This is a genomic window from Prevotella dentalis DSM 3688 (assembly GCF_000242335.1).
Lineage (GTDB): Bacteria > Bacteroidota > Bacteroidia > Bacteroidales > Bacteroidaceae > Prevotella > Prevotella seregens.
In genome coordinates this window covers 387,182-398,992 of the sequence record NC_019968.1, presented here as the reverse complement: position 1 = coordinate 398,992, position 11,811 = coordinate 387,182, and the positions used below count along the sequence as shown (strand labels likewise).

Genomic DNA, 11,811 nt, shown 5'->3' with positions numbered 1-11,811 from the left:
CATGAAGCATATATATATTTGGCTATCAGTGATAATACTTGGCATGTCGTTAACCGCATGCCACAATGAGTCGGATTTAGAACCGTCTAAAATATTGATAGGGGATAACAACTTATCATCTATTGATGTGTTTACGCACACGACCCGCATGTTAATCTTAAAGGGTGGGACAGGTAAATACAAGTGCAATGTCAACAACTCAAAGTTGGCTACCGTCAGCATCAACGAGGATACATTACGTGTTACTGGTATTTTAGAGGGTGAAACGTATGCCTCTGTTTGGTCGGGAGATGAGTGTCGCAAGTTGGATATAAATGTTATAGTGCCCAACATTACCTCTACCGAGGATGTCATACGATTGTTCCCTCGGGATGAGAGCCGATCAGTAAGCGTCAATGGTGGAGGCGGCATGGCACAAATGAGTGTGGAAGACCCTATGCGTGTTCTGAAGAAGGTTAAGTGGAACGCCAAGACCAACATCATAGAAATAGATACCTATTGCGAGGGCGACGCTTATCTCCACATCACAGGGCAGGATCACCAAACCAAAACGATTAAAGTAGAAGTGCGATGCAAGGGCGAGTCTGATGAGTCGGGAGTATACAGCACCACGTCGAGAAGTTTAAGCGCTTTGATGCGCAACACGTTGGTGGTACATCGCAAAGGTGTGGGTGTATGGATATTTAATGAGGCCAACCCAACAGCCTCCAAGAAAACCATCAAGATTACGCCTGCTATCATAAATCCTCAGCAAGGCTCCTATGTTGATGTTGAGCTCGGTTTTCGCTATCCAGACGAGTTCAGCTCTCTAAAAGAGGGCAAATACAAATTATACGTCCAGGAGGTCAGGGCGAACCATGTTGTACTTGCCGGGCGTGGATTTAAATTTGTAATACCTTACGAGAAAAAATAATATATCTAATTTTCTATCTATGTTTGCCATCTATCCTATATAACTGTTGGCAATAGAAAGACGTATTCAAATTATTAATCAAATATTACAATACAACATGCAAATCTCAACAATTAGAAAAAGCATAACAACCTTGGCGTTGTTACTGGTGTTTAGTGCGTCTCATGCGCAGAAAGTAATAAAAGTTGAAAAGCCCGGTGAACTTTCAAAACAAATCACCCCGTCCGAAAAGTTCTCCATTACAGATCTTACCGTATCGGGTAGTATTAATGGTGCCGATATCTTGTGCCTTCGCGAGATGGCTGGGCGGGACATAGAGGGGAAACCTACAGAGGGGAAACTTTCCACACTTGACCTCTCTATGGCTAAAATTGTTGCCAACGGTGGCAATTATTATCAGGTAAAGAGAGGTATGTCTACCAAATACTACTCATCTGCCTATGATGACGAGGTGAGTGCCTACATGTTCTACCAATGCCAGGCACTTATAACACTAAAATTGCCTACAAATACAAAGAGTATAGAACAACACGCTTTTAGCGGTTGCACTTCGCTTACGGAATGCATCATTCCGCAAAGCGTCGCTACGATGAGGGAGAATGCCTTTAAAGATTGTAGCAGATTAGCCTCAATAGCGCTTCCCAACTCGCTCAAGGAAATAAGTAAGTGTGCCTTTGCTGGATGCAAATCACTTACTTCGGTGACTTTTCCATCACAGTTGGAGAAAATTGGCGCACAAGCTTTCGAGAATTGCACCTCGCTTGCTACCCTTTCCGAATTTCCTCAATCATTGTTAGATATAGAGGACAAAGCTTTCTACAATACTGCTGTTACGGCGTACACGGTGGCAGAAGATAACGACTATTATTATGCCAGCAATGGAGTGCTTTACGATGCCGATAAAATATCAATACAACTGTATCCTGCAGGCAGCAGTGCAACTTCGTTTGAGATACCTGGAAGTGTTGCAGAAATAGACGAGTATGCCTTTGCTTATGCCCAAAACCTGAAGAATATCAGTCTTCCGGAAGGACTCACCAACGTGGGCAAATATGCTTTTGAGCATGCTGGGATTGAGCAACTTACTTCACTTGCCTCTAATCTTTCCATTGGAGAGTCGACATTCAGCGACTGTGCCGAGTTGCAAACTGTTGACTTCAAAGGGGCAATTGGTGGAATAGGAAATTATGCATTCAAAAACAACAAGAAACTTTCTGTCGTGCAGTTTACTGGTTCAGCCATACCTGAGTTCGGCCAGTACGTATTTACGCCTAAGACCGTAAAACTCAAAGTCTATGTAGAAAAAGACTTGATTGACAAATTTAAAGATGCTTTTACCACAAAAAAAGTGGCGTTAGGTAAAATGTACGAAATCCTTGACATCACAACCTCTGGAATTGCGAAGCAGTCTGTCTATGAGTTGAACATAGATAAAGTACACTTCGACGTGTGTGGTAGAAAGATAAGCAAACATGACAAAGGACTTCACATTATTCAGTCTTCTGATGGACGTGTTGTCAAGCGTATGGTAAAATAAAATTAGAACCCGAACTCTGCCACTCACTGTTCTTTCAATTAAGAATGATATTTTTACAACGAAAAATACGAATGGATCAAAAATTCTTTTACGTATATGGTTGTAACGAAAGAGCTTATGCTCTGGCAAACCAACTGAAAAGAGATGTGTTTTCGTGTTTTTCGTAGAGTCAATCAGCAAGTGCAAAATTACAAAACGTGTTTGAAGAATTCGCACTTGCTGGTTGCCCCTGCGTAGGCAGATTAAAGTAATTTTATTGGAAATAATTGGCATAAAAACTTGGAATTATTTATATTTGCACTATAAATGTTAAAAGTGTCAATAAAATGAAAATTAGAGATTTAGTACACATTTCGCCTGATCTCACTATGAAGGACGACTGGGTGGATGGAAAAGTTATTGATATCAAAGATAATCCGTTCGTTGGTGTCGTTGTATCAGCAAAGACAGATAACGGAGTGATATTCTTTGGACGTGAGGAACTCTTTAACCCCGCATGATATGTTCACATTAAGTTTCGATATGGTCATAGCAGGCCTTAAAGAGCTGTACGGTGAGCCATCCAACAACGCCTATACTATGAGATAAGGCAAATACTCGAAGCAAATGGATTTGATTGGATACAGAGTGGCAATATAATCATTTAAGAGACCTTTGCACAATAAAGCGGTCTATTTTACCACTTATCCTATTGTATATTAGCGTTTTATTTTGTATATTAGCACTATAAGATGACACAAAATTATGGCAAGACAAGGAAAATCAACCAACGACGAAGTCTCATTTGCAGACGTCATGTTAGAGAAGAGATGCAGGAAAGCTCAGAATGTATTTTTGAATCAAGTCGACAGGCTTATCGATTGGCGTCCTATTCGCACGCTGATCAACAAGAAGTACACTAAGCGGCAAAATGCGGCAGGAGCTCCGGCCTATGATGTTATCCTGCTTTTCAAAATGCTTCTTTTACAGACATGGTATGGATTGAGTGACTGTGCCTTGGAAGAGCGTGTCAACGACTCGGTGACGTTTTCTCGATTTTTAGGGCTGAGTATGGAAGCCGTCTCTCCGGATCACAGTATGTAGTGTACTGAATAAGTTGACACCTTCTCAATCACAAAGGAGTAAAAATTTATGTCTCATTACAATGAATCAGAGAAAATACTGTTATTACATCAGTATGTAACAAGTGGCTTAACCTTGCAAGAGTTCTCTTCTCGTCTTGGCATCCCTTTAAGCACTTTCCATCGTATTTATACAGAATATGGCTCACCCGACGTCTCGTCACTCGCAGATCTTATGAAAAAAGAAGATATCCCCGGTACGCTCGAAGAACTTCAAGCGCAGCTATTACGCGAGCGCAAGGCTCATGCAAAAGAAATCAAACGTCTTGAGAAAGAACTGGCCGTTGAAAAACTTTATGGTTTGGCCAACAAGACGATGATCGACCTTGCCGAGAAGAAATACAACATCCGCATACGAAAAACTCCGATGCCAAGTAATCAAGACCTTGTCGCAGGGAGAAGAAAGACAGGCTCTGGTAAACCATCCTGTCAGTTTACTCTGTGGTTATCTTGGCATAAGCAGACAAGGATATTACCGCCATGTGGATCGTTCTTTGGAGTTAGACGTCCTGCGCAGCAGCATCGTGTTCTATGCGCAGGAGCTCCGCAGCTCTTTACCCAAGGCCGGCATACGCATCCTTTACGAGCTATGCCGTCGCAAGTATGCAGATAAGTTTACCATCGGGCGCGACCAATGCTATGAGCTCTTCCGCTCTAATGGTCTGTGCCTTCGCCGTCGCAAACGCCCAAGAACGACCAACCCCAATCACAACTACCACATCTATGAAGACCTTCTCAACACAACGCCCAAGCTACATCCTACCCGTTTCGGTCAGCTGTGCGTTACGGATATCACCTACGTAGCAACCTCTTCAGGCTGGGCTTATCTCTCCTTAGTAACCGATGCAGCCTCACGTCTGATCGTGGGCTGGTGTCTGCATCCGACCCTTGAGAGCCAAGGTCCGATGAAAGCCCTCTCTATGGCCATCGACTGCTACAGAAAGTATAACGTCGAGCTCTCGCAGCTCATACACCATTCCGACCGTGGCGTGCAATACTGCTGCAACGCCTATGTCAACAAACTCAAATCTCTTGGTATACAAATCAGTATGACACAAACCGGAGACCCATTGCACAACGCCCTGGCCGAGAGAATGAACAATACGCTCAAGAATGGTTGGCTCTTCAGTACAGAAGACAAAAGTCTGCAGCAGGTCAGGCGCCTCACAAAGAAAGCCATCGAACTATACAACACGTTCAGACCACATCAGAGCCTGCAGATGAGAACGCCCTTGGAAGAAGTCGCAAGGTTGACGGCATAACTTCATCGGCACACATTATTAAGTCCAACAATAAAAGAAGGAGGTAGAAACAACCGCAACTAGAAAATAAAGATTAATTTTGCAATTAGAAGACAACTGTCAACTAATTATGTAGTTAAGAAAAGACGGCGACAAGCGTATTTGAACTTAACAAATAAACTTGTCAAAGAAGAATTAAATTAAGAACCAAAGTTGTCAACTAATCCTAGGACACTGCAAAGTAAACGACAAACTTAGCGTAGCACTTGGATGGCATATCGTAAAGGCAGATAACGGAAACGATTTATATTGGCACAATGGTGGTACGGGCGGTTTTTCTTCCTCTATGGTATTCGATATGAATGAAAAGAGTGGAGTCATTATTCTTTCCAATGTTTCTTTTCTGCATCCTCATGCGAAAAATGTAGACGCATTGTGTTTTGAAATAATGGAAGACTTGGCAAAAAAGTAATAGTAGATATATATGCAAGAGAGAAAGAAACAAAGCGTATTATATGATTTTCTTATGGAGAAGAGATACAGATGGACTCGCCATTTCCTGCTTATCATCTCCATTATCTCCGCAAACCAAATTTTTATCACCTATGGAGAACAGATTCGAGGCGGAGATGTTTGTGGTATTATATTTGCGCATATAGTAGCTTATCTGTTGCTGATATATCTGAATATGTGCATCTTCATTCCTAAATTGCTACAACAAGAAAGGTATGTGCAATATGCAGCTGTCTTGCTCGCTGCAATATTCACATTCGTGATAGCGAATATCGGCTTGGAGTATTACATTCATTTTAAGTATCAAATATCTTTCGGTCCATATTCTTTTTTTTCTGACGGACGCAATAAAGCAGTCGATTTCTTCTCCGATTTCTCGGTACTGACATTGTCGGTGACGAGTATTACTGTAATCGTCTTTTACAAACATTGGATTCAAATGACTGAGATGGAGGAACAAATCGGAACTCGCAGGCTAACCGTTGAGTTGGAAAATTTGAGAAACAATATCGGATCGGAATTTCTTTTGGCTAAATTGAAAAAAGCAGCTGCACTATGCCTGACCGAACCTCCGGAAGTATCTCCGCTATTATTGACACTGAGCCGGATTGTACGCTATCGCCTATACGATTGCAGCAATCCGGTTGTACCACTCAATTCCGAAATTAAAATCCTTAAAGACTACCTGAATTTGGAAAAGAAGTGCGGGGCTCTCGCCGATTTCACACTCTCTTGCCAAATGAGGACTGGTATTTGTTTTATTCCTCCATTGACGTTACTATCGTTTGTAGAAGAACATCTATTCAATTCACCGGGAAAAGACCGAATGGAAATAGAGATTGAAATATGCGCCGACACGCTTGTCTGTACCTGTGGAAAAGCCACTCTACTTTGCCCCCTTTGGCCAAGTAGAATTTGCTCCTGTTGGCCACAACATGATTGCCCCTTGTAAAGTTCTGGTGCAGGGGTCAATTTTATTTTACCCTTTTAGATACTCTGGCTTTTCTTAGCCCTTAACTTACGCATGCTTTCGCCATATAATTCTATGGTATGCGCCGTATGAATGATACGGTCAAGAATGGCATCTGCTATTGTCGGGTCCCCCACCATGTCATACCAGTTGGACGCAGGGTACTGTGAGGTTATGATGATGGATTTCCGTTCATGCCTGTCTTCGATAATTTCGAGCAGTATGGGCCGTTCCCTGGCGTCAAGATGCACAAGGAACAGGTCATCAAGGATAAGCAGCTGGCACCGCTCGATCTTCTTGAGTTCTGCCTCGAGTGTACCCTTGATTTTGGCCACTTTCAGTGCCCCGAGCAGTTTTGGGGCATTGGCATAGAAAGTGCGGAATCCCCTTATGCACGCCTCGTGGCCGAGGGCACATGCAGAAAGCTTTTTCCCGTACCGGAAGATCCTGTGACGAAAAGGTTCTGCCCTTTGTTCACGAAATCCAGGGTGGCGAGGCGTTCCATCTGATTGCGCTCCAGCCCCCGGTTCGTGGCATAGTCTATATCTTCAAGACAGGCCTTGTAACGGAATGCCGCATTCCTGGTAAGCCGTGCTATGGCAGCCTGGGCACAATGGTCCCATTCTCGTGCAAGAAGCATGGAAAGGAAAGTGTCCGCCGTCATGGCCTGCGGCGTGGTGCCGGCAAGGCTTTCCCTGAAGGCCTCCTCCGCCATACCATGCAGCTTCATGCGGTTCATCAAATCAAGCGATATGGCATTCTGATCCTGCTGTCCTGTAACAGGAGCTGTCTTGTTGTTTGTTTCCATAAATCCGAACTTTATAATTCTTGTTTGTCTTTTCTGTAATATTCACGTCCGCGTATGTTCTTGTGGGTCGGTGGCGCAGGGGAAGCCCCGAGGGGCTGTACCCTTCCGTCCTCATCGGGAAGGAAATCCGCGTCTTCTCCCAGTTCAAGCACCTCGCGTAAGGCCTGATATCCGTATTGCAGCTTCTGGTTTGCGCAGGCGCAGGCCGCGACCAGACGGTCACGCCCGTACTTTTTCTCCAGCGTCAGTATGCCCCGGCAGGCTCTGAACGCTTTGGGAGGATACTGCATGAGCCGCTCCACTTCCCGAAGATAGTTCAATACGGTGTTGTCCATTTCCGAGGCACGCCGGAAGAGTTCCTCCAAGTCCTTGTCATAAGGGCCGTAATGTCCCGGCAGGTAGTGCTCCTTTTTCCATGAATAAGCGTAGGGGACGTCACTGCGGTCATGGGCGGCGACAAGGTTCATGCCACAGTAGATTTCCACCGTGTCGGCATCGTAGAGGATCGTCACGCGTTTCCCCACATGTTCCTTGGGAACACTGTAATGGTGCTTGAACAGCGATACGTAGGAGTTCCTGCCGACGGTCATCAGCCTTTTCTCTTTCATGACGTAGCGTTTCAGTGGAAGCGGGCGGAGGTAGTCCTTCTCACCGCGCAGGAACATCTCCTTGCGTGACGCCTCCCGGCCGGCCATCACCTTTTCATTGAAATCGTGCAGGGAAACATGGATAGCGGCATTGAGATCGTCCAGACTGGAGAAAGTCATTCCCTCTATGTCCAGGTAAACGGAACGGTAGAGAAGCTTCACTGCGTTTTCAACAAGGGCCTTGTCCTTGGGGTGGCGTACACGGGCGGGATAGACCGCACAGCCGTAATGCTCGGCAAAAGCGGCGAAATCGTCATTGATGACGGGCTCGTTGCGGTCGCTTCGTGTGACGGCCGCCTTCAGATTGTCGGGGACTATTGCCGCCGGAGCCCCTTCGAAATACAGCATGGCATTCTCGCATCCCTTGATCAGGTCTTCCTTGCGCTGCGACCATACGGCCTCACAGTAGGTGTAATGACTGAACGGAAGGATGGCAACAAAGACTTCGGCCTTCTTCGTCTCGCCTGTCATCTCATCGACAACTTCAAGCCTGTCACCGGCAAAATCAACATACATCTGGTCTGCGGCATAGTGCTCGACATGGCCGACGACCTTGATGCGGAACTTGTACTGGCGGACTGCCCGCTTGAAGGAAGACAGCTGAAGACCGTCAGGATATTCAGCATGATACTCCTTAAACAGTTTTCTGACACTCTTCCCTTTGCGTGTCAGGCGGGATACATATCCGGGAAGCAAAGCCTCCAATTCAATCCTTTTGGAAGAAGGCTACCGACGTCGGGATTCCGTACCGACAAACATCTCATGCAACTGCTCCTCGGAAAGGGAGAGAAGCTGATCGATGCTTTTCCCACTTGAAAGGAACAGGCGGACATACTTGCGGACAGTGTTACGGGAAGTATGGAACGTGGATGCCGTTTCCTTGATACCCATCCCTGCCGCATAACATCTTAAAATGTTCTTGATTCTCTTGTTCATTTGCATAGATTTTATTATTACCCCTTACACCAGGACTCGGGTTCCCAAATCTACATAAAAAACTCTAACGACACTTGTACTAAGTGGTTAATGTTATTTTGGCCAAAAGGGTCAATCATATTATGGCCAAGGTGAGCAATCCTGTTTGGCCAAAGGGGTCAAAGTAGAGTGGCTTTTCCAGTAAAGAAACAGTCCGCAATTTATTTGCCTGTTTCCTTTCATCGAAGTACCTCTGCAGGAGGTAATCCCCGAAATTCAGGTCGGATTTTGCACTGTTCGTTACCGCTTTTCCCAATCCTCACTTGCAAAGGAGGTGGTAATGTTTTGGTAACGCTGCTCTGTCCGAAGTTGGTATAACCCCGTCTTTTCGAGGTTTTGCGTTGAAAGACTTAAAAATCAGAACTGACTGACTCACAATTCATTCACGCTATTCCACCTTTCTTGAACCTTGAGGATAGATTTTCAGTGAAAGCAATTTCCGATTTGGCCAGCTGCGTTGTTGTCCGTAATTCTAACAAATGGTTGCCGTATCTTACCAAATGGCTTGTGGCAGTGGTCGCCAATGCCATGGACGACCGTGAATGCCGTAACCATACCTGCCTCGTGCTGACAGGCGAGCAGGGCAAGTTCAAAACTACATTCTTGAATTTGCTCTGTCCCCCTGCATTGCATGGCTATAGCTACACAGGCAAGATATACCCGCAGGAGAAAGACACACTCACTTATATCGGTCAGAACCTTATCGTAAATATAGATGACCAGCTCAAAGCCCTCAATAAGCGGGACGAGAATGAGCTGAAAAACCTCATCACCTGTCCGATGGTCAAGTACCGTATGCCGTATGACAAGTACGTGGAGGAGCATCCCCACTTGGCAAGCTTTGTGGCATCAGTGAACGGCAATGACTTTCTTACAGACCCGACAGGCAGCAGAAGGTTTCTGCCCTTTGAAGTTCTATCCATAGACATAGAGAAAGCCAAGCGTATTTCAATGGACAATGTCTATGCTGAAGCCAAAGCCCTGTTAAAGTCAGGTTTCCGCTATTGGTTTGATGATGAAGAGATTGCCGAACTATACAGAGAGAGTGAGGACTTTCAAGTACAGACTGCAGAAATGGAGCTCTTGTTGCGTTGCTTCGAGAAACCAGCGGAAGATGAAAACTATTCGTTAATGACCACTACGGAGATACTCACCTATCTGGGTGTTTATACCCACCAGCCACTTGTTGCCAAGCGTATGGGCGAAGCCTTGAAGAAAGCAGGATACATAAAGGTGAGCAAATGAAGAAACGGTGGTAGCCCCATCTATGTCTACAAGATTAGGAAAATCTTGCCCTGCCCGCTCCTTCAAACTTGTAGTAGCCAAATGTAGTAGAATGTGTAGTATTGTCCTATACTACAAAGTAATACTGATTATCAATTACTTATCATAAAATGGTATGTAGTAAGAAGAAAGATGAAAAAGTTTGGAGGGGAAACTTTGGAAAAGATAAACCCATAAAACAGACAAGCATAAATAATTATCATTCAACCCATTAAAGTATCAAAACAATGAAAGAAGAAGATTTATCACTTATCAAGCGATATTCCATTGTGGAGTATCTCGAAAAGAAGGGTGTCAGGCCTGTCCGTAAAACACCTACCTATGCCATGTACCGCTCACCACTCAGGGAGGAAACACATCCGAGTTTCAAGGTGGACACGGAAAAGAACCTTTGGATAGACTATGCCGAAGGCAGGGGCGGAAGCATCATCGACCTTTATATGCGCTTGGAGGACTGCACGCTCTCGGAAGCCATCTGCCGTTTGGGGCAGAACGCTTTAGAGCATACAGCGTACAGCTCCAATTCTCCAAAGAGAGAAATATCCATCAGCCCAAATCAAATAGAGAATGTAACAGCAAGCGGTACAAGGAGACTGATATGCCTATCAGACACCTTGCCGCCGCATTTGCAGGAGTACCTCAAAAAGGAACGCTGCATTGATTTGGAAAAGGCAAAACCCTTTCTCAAATGTATCAGTTACGAGGTAAGGGGAAGAAGATATGAAGCTATCGGCTTTGCTAATTCTTCGGGTGGTTATGAACTACGGGACAATCATTTGTTCAAGGGAACGATTGCCCCGAAGGACATCACTCCGATATTTGAGGACAAGGCACAGCCCGTCTGTCTGTTCGAGGGATTTATGGACTTTCTCTCTTTTCTTTCAATGAAAGGGGAAGTAACCAACCAATGTCTCGTGATGAATTCCGTGAGTAATGTAGCAAGAAGTATTCACTACCTGAACGAGAGGAATATAACCTCCGTTCGTACTTTTCTTGACAATGACTATGCAGGGCAGAGAGCAGTACAGGAATTTGTAAACGCAGGTTTTAAGGTAGAAGATATGGCAGTGTATTATAGAGACTTCAAAGACCTCAACGATTTTCATATCAGCCGTGTCCGTGAGCATGAGAAATCTCAAAATACAAGCAACAAAATAAAACAAGTCAAACTTAAAATAAGATAGAGTGATGAAAAAGGAAAGAAGAAACATGGAAGAAATAGATCGTTTCATAGGAAAAACTTTTGGTATGAGCCAAGCTGAAAATTCAAGTGAACAATCTGTCTCTGAATTCCGGGAAAAGGGAATGAAAACTATTCAAGAGCAACAACAACAAGAAACAGAACATGCCATAGAGCATGCCACGCCATCCGAGCCTGTACTGCATACAGAGCATGCAACTATTCAACGACGCATCAGTGCCAAGATGAGAAAGGAGACACTCGAAGCATACAAGCAAGCGTTCCTTGTTCCGACAAAGCTAAGTGAGAGAAAAGCGGTCTATCTGAGCAGGGAGACACAGGAACCTGCCGACTTCATCGTACGCAGGTTGGGTGACAGGGGCAGCAACCTCTCAAGTTTCGTGGAGAATATCGTGCGCATTCATTTGGAAGAATACGGAGAAGATATAGAAAAATGGAGGAAGCTGTAAACAACAGAAAAACGGTCAAGGACTATCGAGTAAAAGGATGTCCCTTTCACTCAAAATCCTCGACCGTTTTAGGGTAGTACCAACAATAGATTTTTACTGAACACATTGAACGGTGGGAATGCCACGAACGCAGTTAATCTTCTGAATGCATA

General features: G+C 44.6%; 7 protein-coding genes and 4 pseudogenes. 9 read left to right on the top strand and 2 right to left on the bottom strand.

The genetic code is table 11. From position 1 onward, the window contains the following. Position 1 precedes the first annotated feature (1 nt). The 6 genes and pseudogenes from PREDE_RS08935 (at position 2) to PREDE_RS08905 (ending at position 6,277) form a co-directional block, all read left to right on the top strand. On the top strand, positions 2-913 hold the full coding sequence (locus tag PREDE_RS08935) for a hypothetical protein (protein WP_005846676.1): 912 nt from the start codon (positions 2-4) through the stop codon (positions 911-913). Between the two features lie 46 nt (positions 914-959). Further along, the gene (locus tag PREDE_RS08930; protein ID WP_235777519.1) at positions 960-2,450 is read left to right on the top strand and encodes a leucine-rich repeat domain-containing protein; all 1,491 of its coding nucleotides are present in this window, start codon (positions 960-962) and stop codon (positions 2,448-2,450) included. 326 nt (positions 2,451-2,776) lie between these two features. Then, positions 2,777-2,950, top strand: coding sequence for a hypothetical protein (locus PREDE_RS08925; protein ID WP_005846674.1), 174 nt, complete (start codon positions 2,777-2,779; stop codon positions 2,948-2,950). 244 nt (positions 2,951-3,194) lie between these two features. After that, positions 3,195-3,527, top strand: a pseudogene (locus PREDE_RS13320) (IS5/IS1182 family transposase); the annotation flags it as partial. Between the two features lie 370 nt (positions 3,528-3,897). After that, a complete protein-coding gene (locus PREDE_RS08910; RefSeq protein ID WP_005848087.1) occupies positions 3,898-4,833 on the top strand; it encodes an IS3 family transposase in 936 nt (311 codons plus the stop codon). 463 nt (positions 4,834-5,296) lie between these two features. Next, complete coding sequence (locus tag PREDE_RS08905; RefSeq protein WP_015310395.1) at positions 5,297-6,277, top strand: histidine kinase; 981 nt, start codon at positions 5,297-5,299, stop codon at positions 6,275-6,277. A gap of 35 nt (positions 6,278-6,312) precedes the next feature. Here PREDE_RS08905 and istB read toward each other — a convergent pair. Both istB and istA read right to left on the bottom strand, forming a co-directional pair. Then, a pseudogene (gene istB / locus PREDE_RS08900) lies at positions 6,313-7,103 on the bottom strand (IS21-like element helper ATPase IstB). A gap of 11 nt (positions 7,104-7,114) precedes the next feature. Then, positions 7,115-8,686, bottom strand: a pseudogene (gene istA, locus PREDE_RS14065) (IS21 family transposase). 462 nt (positions 8,687-9,148) lie between these two features. Between istA and PREDE_RS08885 the strand changes: the two are divergent. The 3 genes and pseudogenes from PREDE_RS08885 to PREDE_RS08875 form a co-directional block, all read left to right on the top strand. Continuing rightward, positions 9,149-10,057: pseudogene (locus PREDE_RS08885) on the top strand (VapE domain-containing protein); the annotation flags it as partial. A gap of 179 nt (positions 10,058-10,236) precedes the next feature. After that, entirely contained in the window at positions 10,237-11,193 is a 957-nt protein-coding gene (locus tag PREDE_RS08880; protein ID WP_005846670.1) for a toprim domain-containing protein, read from the top strand. A gap of 4 nt (positions 11,194-11,197) precedes the next feature. After that, the gene (locus PREDE_RS08875; RefSeq protein ID WP_005846669.1) at positions 11,198-11,659 is read left to right on the top strand and encodes a DUF3408 domain-containing protein; all 462 of its coding nucleotides are present in this window, start codon (positions 11,198-11,200) and stop codon (positions 11,657-11,659) included. The last annotated feature ends 152 nt before the right edge of the window (positions 11,660-11,811 follow it).

Excerpts from the sequence above, each read along its gene's own strand:
- PREDE_RS08880 (WP_005846670.1), top strand. The coding sequence starts at position 10,237 with ATGAAAGAAGAAGATTTATCACTTATCAAGCGATATTCCATTGTGGAG.
- PREDE_RS08905 (WP_015310395.1), top strand. The coding sequence starts at position 5,297 with ATGCAAGAGAGAAAGAAACAAAGCGTATTATATGATTTTCTTATGGAG.
- PREDE_RS08925 (WP_005846674.1), top strand. The coding sequence starts at position 2,777 with ATGAAAATTAGAGATTTAGTACACATTTCGCCTGATCTCACTATGAAG.
- PREDE_RS08935 (WP_005846676.1), top strand. The coding sequence starts at position 2 with ATGAAGCATATATATATTTGGCTATCAGTGATAATACTTGGCATGTCG.
- PREDE_RS08875 (WP_005846669.1), top strand. The coding sequence starts at position 11,198 with ATGAAAAAGGAAAGAAGAAACATGGAAGAAATAGATCGTTTCATAGGA.